The organism is Gelria sp. Kuro-4 (genome assembly GCF_019668485.1).
GTDB lineage: Bacteria > Bacillota > DTU030 > DUMP01 > DUMP01 > DUMP01.
The window spans coordinates 2,114,630-2,132,780 of sequence record NZ_AP024619.1 but is presented as its reverse complement, the minus strand read 5'-3'; the positions used below and the strand labels follow the sequence as shown (position 1 = coordinate 2,132,780).

Annotated in this window: 19 protein-coding genes and 8 tRNA genes; 22 read left to right on the top strand and 5 right to left on the bottom strand. The window is 62.2% G+C overall.

Features of this window, described 5'->3' with window-relative positions:
• The 15 genes from mutM (at nt 1) to K5554_RS10645 (ending at nt 6,185) form a co-directional block, all read left to right on the top strand.
• Nucleotides 1-825, top strand: a complete 825-nt coding sequence (gene mutM, locus K5554_RS10715) for a bifunctional DNA-formamidopyrimidine glycosylase/DNA-(apurinic or apyrimidinic site) lyase (protein WP_221038458.1) — start codon at nt 1-3, stop codon at nt 823-825.
• 68 nt (nt 826-893) lie between these two features.
• A complete protein-coding gene (locus K5554_RS10710) occupies nt 894-1,145 on the top strand; it encodes a hypothetical protein (RefSeq protein WP_221038457.1) in 252 nt (83 codons plus the stop codon).
• 72 nt (nt 1,146-1,217) lie between these two features.
• A complete protein-coding gene (ytaF, locus tag K5554_RS10705; protein WP_221038456.1) occupies nt 1,218-1,841 on the top strand; it encodes a sporulation membrane protein YtaF in 624 nt (207 codons plus the stop codon).
• Nucleotides 1,842-1,921: 80 nt separating this feature from the next.
• Nucleotides 1,922-2,566, top strand: coding sequence for a dephospho-CoA kinase (gene coaE, locus K5554_RS10700; protein ID WP_221038455.1), 645 nt, complete (start codon nt 1,922-1,924; stop codon nt 2,564-2,566).
• Complete coding sequence (locus tag K5554_RS10695; protein WP_221038454.1) at nt 2,563-3,138, top strand: lytic transglycosylase domain-containing protein; 576 nt, start codon at nt 2,563-2,565, stop codon at nt 3,136-3,138. Before coaE ends, K5554_RS10695 begins: the two co-directional genes overlap by 4 nt.
• Nucleotides 3,139-3,203: 65 nt before the next feature.
• A complete protein-coding gene (locus K5554_RS10690; RefSeq protein WP_221038453.1) occupies nt 3,204-4,247 on the top strand; it encodes a nicotinate phosphoribosyltransferase in 1,044 nt (347 codons plus the stop codon).
• A gap of 76 nt (nt 4,248-4,323) precedes the next feature.
• A tRNA-Leu gene (locus tag K5554_RS10685) sits at nt 4,324-4,411 on the top strand.
• A gap of 4 nt (nt 4,412-4,415) precedes the next feature.
• Nucleotides 4,416-4,498: transfer RNA gene (locus tag K5554_RS10680), tRNA-Leu, on the top strand.
• Nucleotides 4,499-4,503: 5 nt separating this feature from the next.
• Nucleotides 4,504-4,579: transfer RNA gene (locus tag K5554_RS10675), tRNA-Val, on the top strand.
• 5 nt (nt 4,580-4,584) lie between these two features.
• Nucleotides 4,585-4,660: transfer RNA gene (locus tag K5554_RS10670), tRNA-Asp, on the top strand.
• A 20-nt stretch (nt 4,661-4,680) separates the two neighbouring features.
• Nucleotides 4,681-4,756: transfer RNA gene (locus K5554_RS10665), tRNA-Phe, on the top strand.
• A 3-nt stretch (nt 4,757-4,759) separates the two neighbouring features.
• A tRNA-Gly gene (locus tag K5554_RS10660) sits at nt 4,760-4,834 on the top strand.
• A gap of 94 nt (nt 4,835-4,928) precedes the next feature.
• Entirely contained in the window at nt 4,929-5,852 is a 924-nt protein-coding gene (locus tag K5554_RS10655; RefSeq protein ID WP_221038452.1) for a ComEC/Rec2 family competence protein, read from the top strand.
• A complete protein-coding gene (locus K5554_RS10650; protein WP_221038451.1) occupies nt 5,836-6,063 on the top strand; it encodes a DUF3006 domain-containing protein in 228 nt (75 codons plus the stop codon). Before K5554_RS10655 ends, K5554_RS10650 begins: the two co-directional genes overlap by 17 nt.
• A gap of 46 nt (nt 6,064-6,109) precedes the next feature.
• Nucleotides 6,110-6,185 (top strand) — tRNA-Cys (locus K5554_RS10645).
• A gap of 76 nt (nt 6,186-6,261) precedes the next feature.
• Here K5554_RS10645 and K5554_RS10640 read toward each other — a convergent pair.
• The gene (locus tag K5554_RS10640) at nt 6,262-7,131 is read right to left on the bottom strand and encodes an NAD(P)/FAD-dependent oxidoreductase (RefSeq protein WP_221038450.1); all 870 of its coding nucleotides are present in this window, start codon (nt 7,129-7,131) and stop codon (nt 6,262-6,264) included.
• A 134-nt stretch (nt 7,132-7,265) separates the two neighbouring features.
• On the opposite strand from K5554_RS10640, the gene K5554_RS10635 reads away from it, so the two are divergent.
• From K5554_RS10635 to K5554_RS10620, 4 genes are all read left to right on the top strand, one after another.
• Entirely contained in the window at nt 7,266-8,447 is a 1,182-nt protein-coding gene (locus K5554_RS10635; protein ID WP_221038449.1) for a M20 family metallopeptidase, read from the top strand.
• Nucleotides 8,448-8,594: 147 nt separating this feature from the next.
• A complete protein-coding gene (locus tag K5554_RS10630; RefSeq protein WP_221038448.1) occupies nt 8,595-10,175 on the top strand; it encodes an AbgT family transporter in 1,581 nt (526 codons plus the stop codon).
• 73 nt (nt 10,176-10,248) lie between these two features.
• Nucleotides 10,249-10,337 (top strand) — tRNA-Leu (locus K5554_RS10625).
• A 473-nt stretch (nt 10,338-10,810) separates the two neighbouring features.
• Complete coding sequence (locus K5554_RS10620) at nt 10,811-11,704, top strand: MBL fold metallo-hydrolase (protein WP_221038447.1); 894 nt, start codon at nt 10,811-10,813, stop codon at nt 11,702-11,704.
• A gap of 4 nt (nt 11,705-11,708) precedes the next feature.
• Here the strand turns inward: K5554_RS10620 and K5554_RS10615 are convergent, their stop codons facing one another.
• Entirely contained in the window at nt 11,709-12,092 is a 384-nt protein-coding gene (locus K5554_RS10615; protein ID WP_221038446.1) for a nuclear transport factor 2 family protein, read from the bottom strand.
• 98 nt (nt 12,093-12,190) lie between these two features.
• Between K5554_RS10615 and K5554_RS10610 the strand changes: the two genes are divergently transcribed.
• On the top strand, nt 12,191-12,703 hold the full coding sequence (locus K5554_RS10610; RefSeq protein WP_221038445.1) for a methylated-DNA--[protein]-cysteine S-methyltransferase: 513 nt from the start codon (nt 12,191-12,193) through the stop codon (nt 12,701-12,703).
• Between the two features lie 9 nt (nt 12,704-12,712).
• Here K5554_RS10610 and K5554_RS10605 read toward each other — a convergent pair whose 3' ends face one another.
• Together K5554_RS10605 and K5554_RS10600 are read right to left on the bottom strand one after the other, a co-directional pair.
• Nucleotides 12,713-12,886: a hypothetical protein gene (locus K5554_RS10605; RefSeq protein WP_221038444.1), complete on the bottom strand. Its 174-nt coding sequence runs from the start codon at nt 12,884-12,886 to the stop codon at nt 12,713-12,715.
• 60 nt (nt 12,887-12,946) lie between these two features.
• A complete protein-coding gene (locus K5554_RS10600) occupies nt 12,947-14,359 on the bottom strand; it encodes a C69 family dipeptidase (RefSeq protein ID WP_221038443.1) in 1,413 nt (470 codons plus the stop codon).
• 173 nt (nt 14,360-14,532) lie between these two features.
• Here K5554_RS10600 and K5554_RS10595 point away from each other — a divergent pair, with 173 nt between their 5' ends.
• Together K5554_RS10595 and K5554_RS10590 are read left to right on the top strand one after the other, a co-directional pair.
• Nucleotides 14,533-15,315, top strand: a complete 783-nt coding sequence (locus tag K5554_RS10595) for an ATP-binding protein (RefSeq protein WP_221038442.1) — start codon at nt 14,533-14,535, stop codon at nt 15,313-15,315.
• A gap of 2 nt (nt 15,316-15,317) precedes the next feature.
• Nucleotides 15,318-16,487, top strand: a complete 1,170-nt coding sequence (locus tag K5554_RS10590; RefSeq protein WP_221038441.1) for a class I SAM-dependent rRNA methyltransferase — start codon at nt 15,318-15,320, stop codon at nt 16,485-16,487.
• A 243-nt stretch (nt 16,488-16,730) separates the two neighbouring features.
• Here K5554_RS10590 and K5554_RS10585 read toward each other — a convergent pair whose 3' ends face one another.
• Nucleotides 16,731-18,113 (bottom strand): sodium:alanine symporter family protein, encoded by a 1,383-nt coding sequence (locus K5554_RS10585; RefSeq protein ID WP_221038440.1) that lies wholly within the window; start codon nt 18,111-18,113, stop codon nt 16,731-16,733.
• Nucleotides 18,114-18,151: the final 38 nt, after the last annotated feature.

The following is an 18,151-nucleotide window of genomic DNA, read 5'->3' as shown; positions in this document are numbered from 1 at the left end:
ATGCCGGAGCTTCCCGAAGTAGAAACTATTCGCCGGAGCTTGGAGCCGTACCTTGTGGGCCAGGAGATTACAGCGGTTCAGGTTTTCCGCCCGCGGCAGCTGAAGAACGTTACGCCTGCGGAGCTTAACCGGCGCCTCGTCGGCCGGCGCATTGCTGAACTCGGCCGGCGCGGTAAGTACCTGTTGGTCAACCTTGAGGGTGGGGAGGTTCTTGTGGTTCACCTGCGCATGACGGGCCGGCTGCTTTTTTACCCGCAGGGCGCTGCGGTGACCCCTTACACCCGGCTGCTCATGGCACTCACCCCGCCGGCCCAGCTGCACCTCCATGACGTGCGTTCATTTGCCATGGTTTTCCTGACGACAAGCGAGGCGCTGCCCTCGCTTCCCGGTTTGGTTTCCTTGGGACCGGAACCCTTGGGCCCTGCCTTTACGCCCCAGGGTTTAGGCAAGGCGCTGGCCAAGCATCGCGGTCCCATCAAAAACGTGCTCCTCGCCCAGCGGGTGGTGGCTGGGCTGGGCAATATTTATGCCGATGAAGCCCTCTTCCGGGCAGGCATAAGCCCGCTAAGGCCGGCCGATACCCTGACGGCCGAGGAGGTGGCACGCCTTTTTACCGGCATCCGGGCGGTGCTCCAGGAAGCCGTTGCAGCCGGTGGCACCTCAATCCGCGATTACGTCAACGGACAGGGCGCGCCCGGTGCCTTTCAACGGCAGCTGGCGGTGTACGGCCGTAAGGGAGAGCCGTGCCGGCGTTGCGGCACGCTGCTTATGGGCGAGCGCCTGGCGGGCCGGAGCACGGTTTTCTGCCCCAAGTGCCAGCTGTGAGCGGGGCATAGCCGCTCCCGGGCAGGGTTATCCTAGATGTGACAAGGCGTAAAACGGGAGGCCTGCCCATGGGAGCCAAGAAATACCTGCAGTACGGCGGCGTGAAGTTCTGGAACAACGTGCCGCCGGAAGAGATCAACCGGTTCGTGCGCAGCCTTCCTCCGGAAAAGAAGGACTCGCTCTTCGAGGTGGTCCAGCTCTTGGAAGCGCACGGCCTCATCACCTTGGACCGGGATGAGGTTCGCACCATCGACCGCGGGTTTGAACAGCTCTACCAGGATGGTACCAAGCGGCTGGAGATCAGCCATAAGCCGCGCTGATGCGCCCCAAGCACGGACCACGGAAAGCCTGCATAAACTGGGGAGACGAGGGGCCATCCTGGAGGGAGGAGCATGGACGAACTTTCTGCCCTAGTGCTGGCACTGGCTGTAAGCCTAGACAGCTTGGGTGTGGGCTTTGCTTATGGTGCAAAAAAGGTCAGAATACCACCCGTCTCACTCTGTTTACTGAGCGGCCTGTCCATGGCAGCCATGTACAGCAGCATGCTGGCAGGCAGAGTCCTCGCCGGCCTGCTGCCGGCGGCGAGCAGCCGCTGGCTGGGCGGTGCAATCCTTATCGGTATGGGGCTGAGCTCCTTTTTTACCGCCTGGCGGTCGCAGCGCAAAAAGACAGGCGAAGACAAGCTGCTTTCCCTGCGCATCCGCCCGCTGGGCCTCATCATCCAGGTGATTGAAGAGCCGGGCCGGGCGGACTTGGATGCCTCCGGGGAGATCAGCTCGGGTGAGGCCGTACTCCTCGGCGCCGCCCTGGCGCTCGACGCGCTGGGGGCAGGCCTGGGAGCGGCGCTGACGGCCTTTCCGCCCTTCATTACGTCAGCGCTGGTAGGAGGCGCCGCCTTGTGTACCTTAAAGGTGGGCCAGGGCCTGGGGCAGCGCCTCCTGCGGCTGGAGACTTCCTGGGCCACGCTGGTGCATGGAGCTCTGCTGGTGGCGCTCGGCTTTTATCGACTGCTGTAAAACTGTCTCCCTGCTTTTTTATTTTTCCAGCAGGGAAGCGAATCCCGTGAAGAGAATAGTATCCACCCGGAGGGATAACAATGCCGGGGACGCCGATAATCGTTCTCACCGGCGGTATTGCCAGCGGCAAGAGCACCGTCGCCCGCATGCTGGCCGAGGAGGGAGGGGAAGTGATCTCGGCCGATGTGCTGGCCCGGGAGGTGCTGGTGCCGGGAAGCCCGGGCTGGGAAGAAGTGGTGCAGACGTGGGGTACCGGGGTGCTGACACCCGAAGGTGAAATCGACCGCCGGCGCCTAGGACGGCGGGTTTTCGCGTCTTCTGAGGAGCGGCGCCGGCTGGAGGAGATAACCCACCCGCGAATCTTTGCCCTCCTGCAAGAACGGCTGGCTGCTGCCGTAGCGAGGGCGCCTTTTGTTGTCCTGGAGGTGCCGCTTTATTTCGAGACGGGGAGGAGACTGCCGGCGAGCGAGGTCTGGGTGGTTTACGCGGACCGGGCGACCCAGCTGGCCCGCCTGGTGGAGCGCAGCGGGCTCACCCCGGCCGAGGCCGAGGCGCGGCTTGCGGCCCAGCAGCCCTTGACGGAAAAGTGCGCCCTGGCCGACCGCGTCATCGATAATTCAGGAACGAGGGAGCAAACGCGCCGCGCAGTGCAGGAGGCGCTGGCGGCTCTTTGGGGGCGCCGGGGGCCAGGAGAACAGGGGAGGAGTCCAAAGGCGGTTAAATGAGTGCAAAGCGGCTTAGACTAATGAAAACCGGAGCCTGGTTGGCGGTTTGGCTGGTCTTGGCGGGCCTCGTCTTCGACAGCCGTATCTTTTGGCGCCTCTTTTTTCCTTTACACTACCAGCCCCTGCTCGAACGCTATGGCAACGAGTACCAGGTGGACCCGCTGCTTCTGGCGGCGGTGATCCGTGCTGAGAGCAAGTACCACCCGCGCGCCCGGTCGGCGGCCGGTGCCTTAGGCCTTATGCAAATCGTCCCGGAAACGGGGGCCTGGGCAGCCGAAAAACTGGGGCTGGCCGGTTTTGCAGCGGACAAGTTGTTTGACCCGGAGACGAACATCCGCATCGGGGCCTGGTACCTGCGCGACTTGTTTGATGAGTTTCACGGCAACATTGTGCTGGCCCTCGCGGCTTACAACTCCGGGCGGGGCAATGTGCGCGGCTGGCTGGCGGCGCAAAAAGAGGGGCAAGGATCATTTACCATCGAAAACATACCCTTTCCCGAAACGCGCACCTACGTGCGCAGGGTGCTGCGAAACTACCACTGGTACAAAAGAATCTATAATACCGACCCCTAAAGAGGTATTAGCGCGTGGCAGGTCGAAATAATACAAGGCAGATGCTACCAAGGGAGTGAAATAAAGTGCCGGCGCAAGAATTGACGAGCCTGGAGCGCGTGCGCAATCTCAAAGTGGCCGCTGACAAGCGGTTTCACTCGGCCACCCACGAAGAGATCATGCAAGGGGCAACCACCGACATCTACTTCGTGCGCAGCTATGAGCTGTTGCATCACATGGGGTTAGGCGCCACCCCGGTGGTGGCGGAGATCTTTGCGCGCCGCGGCGGGATTTTGGCGGGCGTGGAGGAGGTTAAACACCTCCTGGCCGGCCGCGAAGGGCTGGAGATGTGGTCGCTCGATGAAGGCGAAGAGTTTGCACCTAAGGAAGTTGTCATGCGCATTTCAGGCCCCTACGACAAATTCGGCCTCTTTGAGACGGTGATCCTGGGCTTTTTGGCCAGCCCGAGCGGCTGGGCTACCGCCGCCCGCGAGTGCAAACAGGCTGCCGGCGATGCGCCGGTGTTCTGCTTCGGAGCGCGTCACCTCCACCCTGCGGTGGCGCCGGTGATGGAGCGGGCGGCTTTGATCGGCGGCTTTGACGGTGCCAGCTGCATCCTGGCGGCCAAACTGGCCGGCCGGGAACCGGCCGGGACCGTTCCCCATGCGGTGATCCTAATTATGGGCGACACGGTGGAAGTGGCCAAGGTTTACGACAAGGTGATGCCGCCCGATGCGCCGCGGCTGGTGCTGGTGGATACTTTCCACGACGAAGCTGAGGAAGCAGTGCGGGTGGCGGAGGCCTTGGGTGAGCGTCTCAGCGGGGTTCGCCTCGACACTCCGGGCGAGCGCGGCGGGGTCACCCCCGACCTGGTGTACGAGGTCCGGCAGCGCCTCGACCAGAAGGGGTTCCAGCATGTAAATATTTTTGTCTCAGGCGGTGTAACTCCGGAGCGCATTGTCGAACTGAAGGCGGCCGGTGCAGCGGCTTTCGGCGTGGGCAGTTACATCACGGCAGCACCGCCCATTGACATGACCATGGATCTGAAGGTGGTCAGCGGGGTGCCTGTCGCCAAGCGCGGGCGGATCCCAGGCATAACCCCTAATCCGCGCCTAAAACGACAGATTTAGCGCCGAGACGATCTTGACATCGAGCAATTTTGTGCTATAATCGTTAGTGTACTCGGCAGCGCGAGCTGCCGCAAGAGCCGAAGTGGTGGAACTGGTAGACACGCTGTGTTCAGGGCGCAGTGAGCCTCGCGCTCGTGAGGGTTCGAATCCCTCCTTCGGCACCAGTGCGTCGGAGTGGCGGAACTGGCAGACGCGCACGTTTGAGGGGCGTGTGGGCAACCGTGGGGGTTCAAGTCCCCCCTCCGACACCAAATGTGGGCGAATAGCTCAGCTGGGAGAGTGCCTGGATCACACCCAGGAGGTCACAGGTTCGAGCCCTGTTTCGCCCACCATAAGCGGAGGCGTGGTGTAGTGGTTAACATGCCTGCCTGTCACGCAGGAGATCGTGGGTTCGACTCCCATCGCTTCCGCCAATTTCCCTACAAATCAATAAGCCGCGGTAGCTCAGTTGGTAGAGCAGAGGACTGAAAATCCTCGTGTCGGCAGTTCGATTCTGCCCTGCGGCACCAGAAGCGGAAGTGGCTCAGAGGTAGAGCATCGCCTTGCCAAGGCGAGGGTCGCGGGTTCGAATCCCGTCTTCCGCTCCATTTTATTTTTAAGGCACGGCCTCCCTGAAAACGGGAGGATTTTTGTTCGGCCCGTCTTACGAATCTCGGGTTGGCCGGAGGTATACATAGCACTATGAAAACTGAGCATGTGCCATCTTTTCTGCGCCGGCGGCGGTGTGTCCCGGTCTTCTTGGCGCTTCTTCTCCTGGTGCTGAGCGCCTGCAGCCCCAGTCCACCGTCCGGGCTCAGCCGGGATGCCGGCGGGAGTGGAGGAGAGCCCCGGGTCCTTGATGTCCACTACCTGGACGTGGGCCAGGCGGACAGCATCTTGGTGCAGCTGCCGGGCGGGGAGAACGTGCTCATCGATGGTGGGAACGCCGCTGACGGTGAGAACGTGGTGGATTACTTAAAAAAGAGCGGGGTGAGGAGCCTGGCCGCGGTGGTAGCCACTCATCCGCACGAGGATCACATTGGAGGGCTGCCTGCAGTCCTTGCGGCCTTGCCGGTGAAAGAGTGTTACCTGCCGCGGCGGGCCGCCGCCACCCGCACGTACGAGCGACTGCTTGCCGCCCTTAAAGAGAAGCGTGTAGTGGTTAAAGAGGCGCGTGCCGGGGCGGTCGTGCAGCTTGAGGAACCGGCGGTTAAGGCCCAGTTCCTCGGTCCGGTGCGCACTGACTATGATGATCTGAACGATGTGAGCGCGGTGCTCAAGGTTACTTACGGGCGGACGGCCTTTCTCTTTACAGGCGATGCGGGCGAGGTGGCCGAGCAGGACCTCGTGGCACGCGGCGGGCTCAAGGCCGATGTTCTGAAGGTGGGACATCACGGCTCCGCTTCGGCAACAAGCACGGCTTTCCTGCGCGCGGTGCGGCCGGCCCTGGCGGTGATCTCCGTAGGGCGCCGGAACGATTACGGCCATCCGAGCCCATCTACCCTGCGGCGCCTGGGCAGGGAAAAGGTCAAGGTGTTGCGTACGGACCAGCAGGGAACTATTGTTCTTCTGAGCGATGGAAACAGGGTTTGGGAGGAGGGGATGAAGAGTGCTGCTGATCGTTGACCGGTTGGAGGAGCGGTGGGCGGTTCTGGAGTGGGAAGAAGGCACCTTCAACTTTCCGCGTCAGCTTCTTCCAGCCGACGTGCGGGAAGGGGACGTGCTGGACGTAGCTCTTAAGCGGGACGAAGCGGCGACGCGCCGGCGCAGCGAGGAAGCCAGAAAAGCCTTGGACGACCTGCTGGCCCCGCGGTGTGAGAGCGACGAGCAGCATTAGAGGTCTTGCCCGGAAGGAAGCGGCATGGTATAATAAGGGGCGATGAGGTGCGGTGGCGAAGAGGCTAACGCCGTGGTCTGCAAAACCACTATTCGCCGGTTCGATTCCGGCCCGCACCTCCATTTTTTGCTTAAAAACCCTGCCTGCTGGTAGGTAAGAAAAAACCCTGCTGGGCAGGGTTTTTTGGTATCCGTGCTGCTATTTTTTTTGGTCCAGGTAGCGAACGGCGCTGAGCGCGGCCACCTGACCTTCGCCTACCGCCTTGGCCAGTTGGAAGGGGCGGCCGGTGCAATCGCCGGCGGCGAACAGCCCGGGAATATTGGTGCGCTGCTCGCGATCGACCCGGATGGCTGTTCCGTTGAGGTCCAGCCCGGGTACGAGGCGATTGGGGTTGGTGGCCTCGCGGATGATGAAGACGCCCTTTACGCTGAGTACCGTGCCGTCGGTCAGTTCGAGCCCCTCCACGCCGGTCAGCCCGTGGATGGCGCGGGGCCGCGCGGGCAGCACGGTAACCTTGGCATTGAGTTTGTAGCTGCGCTTGTATAAGGGGAGATAGTAAACCTCTGCTGCTACATCGGCCAGGTAGTTGGCCTCCTCTTCACCCTCAACGATGTCCGATACCACGGCCACCGGCTGGCCGCCGAAGAGGGGACCGTCACAGGTGGCACAGTAACTGACGCCGCGTCCCAGGAAGTCTTCTTCGCCGGGCAGCGTCGCCACTTCCACCACGCCGGTGGCCAGCACGGCCGCCTTAGCCTCGTAAAGGGAAGTGCGGGTGAGGAGTTGGAATCTATCGCCCAAGGGAATGATGGCCTCCACCCGCGCCGGTTCCACCCGAAGGCCGAACTGGGCCACGTGTTTAAGAGCGGCCTGGCGCAGCTCTTCCCCCCCCACACCCGGCAGCCCGAGGTAGTTGTCAATGCGGGGGGCCTTGTGCAGCTTAGGGCTGCAGAACTCCGACCCGAGAATAATGAGGTCTTTCCTGCGAATGGCGGCGTTGATGGCCGCCGACAGTCCGGCCGGGCCGCAACCCACAACGGCCAGATCATAAAGCTTGTCGTGCTCCATGTTCATCCCTCCGTGATGTCTAGAATAGGACATCCGCCCAGCATTTGCAAGAGGGGAGCAGGACAAAGGCTCTCCGGCGGCGAATAGACGAGGAGGCCTTTCAGGCCGAGAGCAGAACGGGAGGCGGGAGAACGTTGGATGATGCGGTAAAGGGGCTGGTCCGTGCGAACCTGGCGGATGTGACGCGCCTGCGTTGGGACATTCACCAACACCCGGAGCTCAGCCTGAAGGAGGAGCGCACAGCGGCCCTGGTGGAGGCGGAGCTTAAGGAGCTCGGTCTCGAGGTGAAGCGCCTTGGCGATACGGGCGTGGTAGCACTCCTCAGGGGTGGCCGCCCGGGCAAGACCCTGGCCCTGCGGGCCGACATGGACGCGTTACCGCTGCCGGAGAGGACCGCTTGCCCTTATCCTTCCCAGGTGCCGGGGGTGATGCACGCCTGCGGCCACGACGCCCACACGGCCATCCTCCTGGGGGCGGCCCAGGTGCTGACGGCCTTGCGGAAGCAGCTGACCGGGAACGTGAAGTTCCTTTTCCAGCCGGCCGAGGAAAACAACCCTACAGGCGGGGCGCACCTGCTCATGGACGCCGGTGCACTGGAGGAGCCGAAGGTCGACCTTATTCTCGCCCTGCACGTTTGGCCCGACCTGCCGGTGGGAACCATCGGCGTGCGCGCAGGCGCGCTCATGGCGGCGTCTGACCGCGTGTTCCTTACCGTAAGGGGTAGGAGCAGCCACGGCTCGGCTCCCCACCAAGGGGTGGATGCCATCGTGACCACGGCTCAGGTGCTGACGGCTCTTCAGACCATAGTGAGCCGCAACGTCAGCCCGCTGGAAGCGGCGGTACTCTCTTTCGGCACTATCAAGGGTGGTCATCGCTACAACATAATCGCCGAGGAAGTAACCCTGGAAGGGACCTGCCGCACGTTAAACGCGGAGGTGCGGAAACTCATCCCGCGCCGTCTGGCAGAGCTGGCGGAAAACGTGGCTGCGGGCCTGGGGGCTACCTGCGACGTAAAGTACGTCCATGGTTACCCGCCGCTGGTCAATACGGCCGAGGGGGTTGAACTTCTCCGGCAGGCGGGCACTGCTGCCCTCGGTGCCGGCGGGGTGGTGCAGCCGGATTACCCGGGTATGGGAGCAGAGGACTTCGCCTTCTACCTGGAAAAGGTGCCAGGGGCCCTCTTCTGGCTGGGGTGCACGGCCCCGGGGACTAAGAAGATACCACTTCATAACCCGGAGTTCCTGGTTGACGAGCGCGCTTTGCCGGTAGGGGTAGAGGTTTTTGTGCGAGCAGCTCTGGCCTATTTAAAGGGCTGAGGACTTCGCCTCGCACGCGCATAATTACGCGTTCATATGTAAGAAATCATGCCCTAACCAACAGGAATTTGCGGATGCAGGGGCGAATTTAGCACGCCAGGGCAAGGACAAAGCTGAACCCACAACTACAGATGAGGAGGTAAATTAGTGCCTGAAAAGAAGCAATCGGATGAGCTGGGCGGCTGGTTTGGTAAGTTCATTAACTGGGTGGAGGTCGTGGGTAACAGGCTCCCTCATCCTTTTACACTCTTTGTTATTCTGGCGCTCGTTACCCTGGCTCTCTCCTGGATCCTGGCTTCGGCCGGGGTCGAGGTCACCTACATGAAACCGCCGGCGAAGGTGGGTGAGGCGCCTCAGCAGGTTACTGTTGCGGTGCAGAACCTGCTGGCCTTTGGCCCCATGCGCAAGTTCATGGCGGACTTCGTCAAGAACTTCGTCGCCTTTCCGCCTCTGGGCCTCATCCTTACCATGATGCTCGGTATTGCGCTCTTGGACCAGACGGGATTCATGTCGGCGGCGATGCGCAAAACCATTCTCGGTGCTCCGCCGGCGCTCGTTACTATGGCGCTGGCCTTCGTCGGCATAAACTCTAACCTGGCCTCGGACGCCGGTTCCGTCTTCACCGCGGCCATCGGCGGCTCGCTCTTTGCGGCTCTCGGTCGCAACCCGCTGGTCGGCGTGGTCACAGGGTACGCCGCCGGGTGGAGCGGTTTCACGGCCAACCTGATGATTGCCGGCACAGACGCCCTGCTGTCCGGTATTACCGCTCCGGTGGCCCAAGCCATGGGCATCACCGCGCCCACACACCCCATGATCAACTGGTTCTTTATGATCGTGGCCACCTTCACCCTTACGCTGGGTACCACTTACGTCACCGAGCGCTTTACGGCCAAGCGGCTGGGTGACACCCGCTCACAGGGCAGGCTGGATGAAAATGCTCTGCAGGAACACGCCCTTAAACCCGAGGAAGAGCGAGGGCTGCGTTGGGCCCTGGGCGGCTTTTTGCTCTTTGTCGCTATCATGCTGATCCTTAGCCTGCCGCCGGGAGCGTTCTTCCGCAACCCCGAAGGTGCCTTCCTGCCCAAGTCGCCGCTGACTGACAGCATTATGGCCATCCTCTTCTTCTTCTTCCTGTTCGTCGGCGTGGGCTACGGCATCGGGGCCGGGACAATCAAATCGGAAAAAGACGTGCCCCGCTATATGGCCAAGGGCATCGAAGGCATCGTCGGCTTTATTGTCGTGGCTTTGCCGGCGGCGCTCTTCATCTACCTCTTTAACAGCAGCAATATCACCACTGTACTCGCCGTGAAGGGTGCCGAATTCCTGAAGGCCATGAACCTGGGCGGCATCCCCCTGGCCCTCATGTTTATCCTCCTGGTGGCCTTTATCAACCTCTTCATCGTAAGCGGTTCTTCCAAGTGGATCATCCTGGCGCCGATCTTTCTACCCATGTTCTCCGTGGTCAGCTTCTCCCCGGCGCTCACGCAGGTGGCGTACCGCATCGGTGACACCGCCACCAACATCATCTCGCCTCTTTCGCCTTACATTCCCGTTATCCTGGGCCTGCTCACCCAGTTTAACCCCAAAAAGGAAGAGGTGGGCATCGGCACCTACATCTCGCTGATGATACCGTATTCCATCGCTTATCTCATCATCCTGTCCATCCAGATCGTCATCTGGATGCTGCTCAAGCTCCCGCTCGGGCCCGGCGCCGGGATTTACCTGTAAAACGCAGCCTCCGTCCTTGCCCTTCGCTTCCCTTGAAACTTCCCGGCAAAGGTGCTAAAATGAAGCCGAAGGCGCCGGAGTGGCGGAACTGGCAGACGCAAGGGACTTAAAATCCCTCGCACGGCAACGTGCGTGCGGGTTCGACCCCCGCCTCCGGCACCAAAAAAAGATACCAAGGCCCTTCAGGTTGCCGCCTGAAGGGCCTGCTGCATGTGCGCCCGGCATGGGCGCTGTCTCTAGGGTGCAAGTCCCGAACGGCGAGGGTAGCAGTAGCCGTAGCTTAAGGCAAGGGTGTCCACCGCGAGGTCGGGTACCCACCGAAGGTGGGTGCTGAAGGAAGCCGGCGGCAAACCTGGTCGCGCTGAGCCGGGTTGCGCGTGCAGGACGTCGTTCCAACTAGCCGGCCGAGGTTGGGCTGGCAACGCGCCGGGCACTGGGACGGGTTGGCCTGGGGGCGTTCTCGATACCCCGGAGTGCGCGGTGCGCGGTGGAAGGGTGAACCGGGCTGCCGGGGCGGAAGCGCTGCAGATGAGCGGGTCATCACCTTGAGTGGCGGGCGGTGAAGGCGGGTTGCTGGCTAAGACAGATTTTGGTATCATGTAGATAATTCAGATTGGGGAAAAAGGGGTGGTGCAATGTTAACCCATATTCAAGGCCGCACCTATTACCTCCCGGGACCGGTTAATATCGGCGTTTATCTCTATCCTGAGGGTGGGGCCGCCGTCATCGATACAGGGCTGGACGACGAGAGCGGGCGCCGGGTGCTCAAGGCCCTGCGCGCGGCGGACGCACTCCCGCTTAGAAACATCGTCAACACCCACAGTCACGCGGACCACTGCGGCGGTAACGCCTTCCTGCAAAAGCGTACCGAGGCCCTGACCTGGGCGGCACCGCTGGAGGCGGCGGTCATCGAGAATCCCTACCTGGAACCCTTGTACCTCTCAGGCGGGGACCCGTTCCCTGCCTTGAAGAATAAGTTCCTCATGGCCAAGCCCTCCCGGGTGGACCGGCACCTGGAAAGCGAAAACACCGGGCCGGAGCCGCTTAGGGTGGTGCCCCTGCCCGGACATGCGCCGGAACAGGTAGGAGTGCTGACGCCGGATGCGGTCCTGTTTTGCGCGGACGCCTTTTTTTCCGGCGCGACCCTGGACAAGTACTATCTCCCCTACTTTGCCCGGGTGCAGCCGGCGCTCGCCACGCTGGAGAAGCTGGCGACCTTTGAGGCCGACTTTTTTGTGCCCAGCCATGGGGAGCTTACCACCGACCCCGGCCCGGTTGTGGCCGCCAACAAAACACGGCTTACGGCCGTGAGCGAACATATTCTCGCCCTGCTCGCCGAACCGCACAGCCGGGAGGATCTGGTGGCGCGCATTGCCGGCGACAAGGGTATCGCTCTTAACACCGACCAGTACTTTCTTTCCACCGCGGCAGTTGCCGCTCACCTGGCTTACCTGGCCGAAGGGGGTCTGGTCCGGCACCGCTTTGAAGGGGGACGGCTTATTTGGCAGCGTGCCACCGGGACGCCCTGAGCCCTTACAGCCGCTGGGGGCGCCAGATGGAGGCGGCCGGCGCCGGGTCATGATAGCTGCGTACGGCCTGGATCCTGTCACCGGAAAATTCAAATACGGCGGCGGCAGGAAGGTCCACATGGCTGCCGTCGGGCAGCACCATGTGGCAGGTGTATTCGAGGAACCCCTTGCCTTCGCAGAAGGCGGCGGTGTGGACGTCGTAGGCACAGGTGCGCACACGGTCAACAAAGGACGTGCAATAAATCCTGGCGTCGGCTTTACCGGTAACCTCGCCGTACAGGGGATCGACCAGCTGCACGTCTGGCGCCAGGAAGTCCAAGGCGGTTTCCACTTCCTTGTTGCCCAGGGCGGTGAGATAAGTACGGGCAATGGCTTCATGGCTCTGCACCGAACATCACCTCTTCTGTGCTGTCAAGGTCGAAAGACGGGGCGCACTTAGCATGTGCCGTGGGCGGCGGTTTATGCTTACAGGAAGGGAGCAGTAAGATGATTGAGTGGAAGGAATGCGAAACGGCGCTGGGAAGAGTGTTCCTGGCCTACAGCTCACGGGGACTCTGCCGGCTTTCCTTCGGCGACCGGGTCGAAAGGGAAGTCGCCTGGCTTGAGGCTCACTTTCCGCACGAAGCGGTCCGCGGGCCAGTCACCGGCCCGGGCCGGGTGGGCGAGGCGGAGCGGCAGCTCCAGGAGTACCTGGCCGGCCGGCGGCGCGTTTTCGACCTGCCGCTGGACTTAAATGGCACTTCCTTTCAGCTGGCGGTGTGGCGTACCCTGCTTACGGTTCCCTTCGGGGCGACCACCAGCTACGGCGAGCTTGCCCGGCGGGCGGGATTCCCCCAGGCGGCGCGGGCGGTGGGCGGGGCGATGCGCGCCAATCCCGTGGCCGTGGTGGTCCCCTGCCACCGGGTGCTGAAAGCAGACGGCGCGCTCGGCGAGTACGCCGGCGGGCGCCCGCGCAAGCACTTTCTTTTGGACCTGGAAGGGGTTAAAGTAAAGGAGTAAGGGGCGGCCCTAGCGGGGCCGCCCCTTACTGGTAAGTTCGTTGGGCGGTGTCTTGTACGGGTTTTCGCGCACCTGGCGCGGGGAAAGATCCTGCTCTTCGATTTCTCTTTCCTCCACCAGGTCACCCTTGTGGCGCGTCCTGACAGACGGTAAATCGTCGGGCGCGTGCTCCTTGCGGCGCACCGAGCGGCCCCCTTTCCCACTTCCTGACTCTAATATGCTGCGCCGGTCCCCTGCTTATACCTACCCCAGCGCCAGTACGGCCTCTTTCACCTTGCGCGCTGTCGCCAAGGCTTCGTCAACGCAACGCGCCGTAAAGGCGGTGAGGCGGGCGGCGGCGTCTTCTTCCTTCCCGGCAGCGACGGCGGCCAGGGCTTCTTTTTCCACGGCGCGGGCCTCGAGGGCCCACGCCGCCTCCAGGCGGTCAAAGGCCAGGCGCGCGACCGGCTGGCGCAGGTTAAAGAAGCTGCCTTCCTCATCGCCCTTGAGCACATCGAGCAGGTGGCGGAACTTCCACCAGTAAGATGCAGAACTGTACGTATCGCGCGGCACTTCCGGGGGAGGCAGGAGAGCGGTGACGGTGCCGGCGCGGGTCACGGTTTCCGGCAGGGAAGCGAGCGGGAGAAAGACAGGCAGGTAGACACCGGTGCAGGGTGTGCCTGCGCACCACCACATATGGGGCAAACCCTGGCCCGGCTCCGGCAGGCTGAAAACGGCGGAACTGGCAGTATTCCCCCAGGTGAAGCCGGCCGGCGACGAGTGCATGCAGATGGTGAGAAAGTCCGGCAGGGCGGCGTTGAAGTACGGCCCGGCCAGGAAGGTGTCTTCGTAATGGTCGCGCAGGATGCGTTTGACCCACTGCGGCGAAATCCCCTGGTCCCTGCCTTCCGCCAAGAGCTGCCGCAGGCGTTGGGCGCGGATGTGCGACACCTGGAGGGGTTTATGCCGGTCGGTATAGGCCAGGGCGAAATCAAAGAGCGCTTCTTTTCCGGCCGGCCACCAGCCCTTTTCCACCGCCCGGCCGACAAGGTCGGGGCTGCTTTCGTCCCAGTGCGTGCGGATGCTGGGTTCATTGGAAATGGCGGCGTAACCGCTGGTGATGCGGCGGGCTACCCAGCGCTTGCCGGCTGTCTCCAGCACCCAGGCTTCCTTCGGGTCGGCGATGATGAAGGAGTTGTTGTAAGAACCTTGCAGGTGGTCGGATCCAGGCACACCGGAGCCCCACTGGCCGTAGTCTTCCACCAGTTCAGCGATAACGGTGAGCGCTTCAGCTGCACTTTTGCCGCGCTCAAGGCCGAGGCGGAGGAGCTCCATCCCCAAAAGGCCCGCCTCAGGGGGCCTGCCTTCGAGCTGGCGCGCGGCCGCCAGGGCGCTCTCCCGGGTAAAGATGGCCTCATTGCCGATGGCCACACCAAACTCGTTGAAGCCTTCCTCATAACCCCAACACCAGTAAGGACGGGAACCCACGGTGGCATACGTCACCTCGGACTGTGGGAGCGCGACATAGGCCAGGGTGAGCTTTTCCCCCGGCGCATGGCGGGCGCGGGGAGAGTAGTGGAGCGGCTGGCAGTCAAAGGCCGGTCGGTCGCTGTTTTTGCCGAGGATCACGGTACCGGTGGACGTAACGTCGGGCAGGGCCACGAGTGTGTCGCACATTGCCACCTTACCCCCCTAAAGAAGCTCAAGAAGTTAAACAGGCTTTTTTTCTTCCGCTTCTTTTTTTATTACTATTCGCGCCTCCGGTGCTTCTCTCCTGCTGGCCGGCCCACCTTGCTTCTTCACTACGGTTAGACTATGATGGTGTGGTGAAAGAGTGGGAGGAGACCATAGTGCGAAAGAGCGACAACAAGTGGTTTCTGAGTAAAATAAAGCAGGCCGTCCGCCGTTACCGGCTGCTTGAGCCCGGGGATCGTGTGGCGGTGGGGCTTTCGGGGGGAAAAGACAGCGTCTTTCTCCTGCATGTGCTCCTCTTTTTGCGGCAGACTTCTTACCCCGACCTCAAACTTTTTCCGGTGCATGTGGATCTCGGCTGGGAGGAGGACATAGGGCCCCTGGAGGATTACTGCCGGGAACACGGCGTGCCGCTTACCCGGGAAAAAACGGCCATCGGCGACATTGTCTTTAAGGTGCGGGAGGAGCCGAACCCGTGCGCGCTCTGCGCCCACCTCAGGCGCGGGGCGCTCAATAACGTGGCGCTGGCGTTGGGCTGTACCAAGGTGGCGCTGGGACATCACGCCGACGACGTTTTGGCCACTTTTTTCCTCAACCTCATTTACACAGGCTGTTTAGACACCTTCCTGCCGCGCACGCAGCTCAGCCGCAGCGGACTTACAGTAATCCGCCCGCTGGTTTACATTCCGGAGCAAACCATCCGGTCTGTTGCGGCCCGCGAAGGCCTGCCCGTGGTGAAAAGCGGCTGCCCGGCGGCCGGGCGGACCAAGCGGGCCGAGATGCGGGATTTGGTGCGGGAGCTCACAGGGCGCTATCCCGATCTGTACCGCCGTTTTCTGACCGCCTGGGAGAGCCCGCGGGGATTCTCCACCTGGGGGCCTTTGGTAAGGCCGGCAGACGGCAAAAAGAACAGGCAGAACCAAGTTGGCGAGGGGGAGTAAGCGTGGCCCGGGCGATCATCTCGAAAAAGGGTGCCGGCCGGCTGAAAGTAGGCCACCCCTGGGTGTTTGCCTCGGACATCCTCGCGGTGGAAGGGGAGTTTGCACCGGGAGATGTGGTGACGATCGGCGACGAACGCGGGCACTTTCTCGGGCAGGGGTACTTTAACCCGCGCTCGCAGATTGCCCTGCGCTTCTTGACGCCGGAAGAGGAGGAGATCGGACCGGCCTTCTGGCGGCGTCGGCTGGCGGCCGCCTGGGAGTACCGCCGCCGGTTTGTGGATACTTCCTCGTGCCGCGTTGTCTTCGCTGAAGCCGATTTTCTTCCCGCCCTCATCGTGGACAAATTTGGGGACTACCTGGTGCTGCAGACTCTGGCCCTGGGGATTGCACGCTGGCAGGAGACGCTGGTTAAGCTTCTGGTGGAGATCCTGGCTCCGCGCGGGATTTATGCCCGCAACGACGTCAAGGTCCGGGAGATTGAAGGGCTGCCCCAGGAAAAGGGCTTCCTCTACGGGCAGTTCGACCCGCTCCTTGCGATTGAAGAACACGGCCTAAGGTTCTGGGTGGATGTGGCAAACGGGCAGAAAACAGGTTACTTTCTCGACCAGCGGGAAAACCGCGCGGCCCTGGCGCCGCTGGTCTCAGGTGCCCGGGTGCTCGACTGCTTTTGCCACACCGGCGCCTTTGCCCTGCACGCCGCCCACTACGGTGCCCGGGAAGTTCTGGGTATCGATGTCTCCCCGGAAGCCGTCGAGATGGCGAGAAAGAACGCTGCGCTGAACGGGCTCACCCCGCTCTGCCGGTTTGAGGTGGCCAATGCCTTTGACGAGCTCCGGGCACTGGCCCAACGGCGGGAAAAGTTCGATGTGGTCATTCTGGACCCGCCCGCCTTCACGAAGAGCCGCCATGCGGTGGAGGGGGCGGCGCGCGGTTATAAAGAAATCAACCTGCGGGCGCTGAAGCTCATTCCCCCGGGCGGGTTCCTGGTGACGGCCTCTTGTTCTCAGCACATGAGCCCGGAGCTTTTCCGCGCGGTGGTAGCGGATGCGGCGGCCGACGCCCGCCGCCGCCTGCGCTTGGTCGAGTACCGCACCCAGGCCAAAGACCATCCCGTGCTCCTGACGGCGCCGGAAACCGAGTACCTTAAGTTCTTCATCTTCCAGGTGTTCTAGTACGAAAAAGGCGTAAGAAGAGGCCCCGTGCGGGGCCTCTTACTTAACGTCGAAGCTGTCCTTAGGAGTAGGGGAGGCGGGCGTCCGGGCCTTTTTGGCTTGCCCTGCCTTCTTTTTGGCACCGCGCTCCTTCTTCTCGGCCACGTTCTCACCTCCTGTTGGTATTGTTGCCCAGCGGCGTGAATTCATGTATAAGGGCCCCTGTGGCTGCCACAGGGGCCTTGGGATTGTTCTTTGCCGGGTTTATTCCAGTAGGGTACCGCTCCACTTCAGTTGGCTGGGTTCGTCTGGGGCCCGCCAGAAGAAATCGTAGGTGGCTTCCCACACCTTCCGCCGCAGGGAGAAGATGACGAGGAGGTTGATGATCACCACGATGGCCATGAAGAAATCGGCCAGGCCCCAGATGTGCTGCAGGCCGCCTACCGCCCCGTACACCAGGCCGATGATGTAAAGGTAGCGAATGACCACGGCGGCTTTATTGCCCAGGGCGTAGGCGATACCGGTTTCGCAGTAGAATTCATTGGTGAGCGCGGTGGTATAGGCGAAGAGAAGGATGCCCACGGTGACGATGATGTTGCCCACCACCGGCAGGCCGGTGTTAAAGGCATGCTTGGTGAGCTCCACGCCGAGGAGGCCGCTCGGCAGCGCACCGGTGAACATGATCACCAGCGCCGTGGCTGAGCAGACCACGATGGTATCCAGGAAGACCTCAAACACGCCCCAGATGCCCTGGCGCACCGGGTGGTTGACGGTGGCGGTGGAGTGGGCCACGGGCGCCGAACCCATCCCGCCTTCATTGGAGAAAATGCCGCGGGCGAACCCGTGGCGAATGGCCAGCATGGCCGTGGAGCCAGCGAAGCCGCCGGCCGCCGCCGCACCGGTGAAGGCGTCGCGAAAGATTTGCCCGAAGACCTCGGGGATCCGGCCGGCGTTCATCAGGATAATAACTAAAGCGCCCAGCGCGTAGAAAAAGGCCATGAAGGGAACAACCTTTTCTGCCACTTCACCGATGCGCTTTACCCCGCCGATGATTACCAGACCGGCCAGGACGGCGATGAGAATGCCGCCGGCGAGCGTGGGCAGGCCGAAGGAACTCTGCAGGGTAAGGGCCAGGGTGTTCGATTGTACAAAGCCGAAGACGAAGAACATAAAGGCGAACATGATGGCAAAAATAAAAGCCAACCACTTCCACTGCAGCCCGAGCCCACGTGTAATGTAGTACATGCCGCCGCCGCGGTAGATGCCGGTCTCGGGGTCTTTGATGCGATAAGTGAGCCCCAGTACAATCTCGGCGTACTTATTGATCATGGCAAAGAGGGCCACCACCCACATCCAAAAGACTGCGCCCGGCCCACCCAGGCCGATGGCCATGCCTACGCCCGCTATGTTGCCCACGCCGATGGTGGCCGAGAGGGCGGTGGCCGCAGCTTGGAAGGGCGTCAGGTTTCCTTCGCCTTCGGTCCGGCGATCGAACATCTTAAACAGGGTGTTCTTTAGAATCCAGCCCAGCTTGGTAAACTGGATGAAGTGCAACCGAAAAGAGAAGGTCAAAGACACTGCCACGATAATGATGATGAGCGGCCAACCCCACAAGAAGTCGCTGATACGGTACAAAGTCGCCAGCACGGAATCTCGCCCCCTTTTCTTGGTCCTGCCCTTTTACG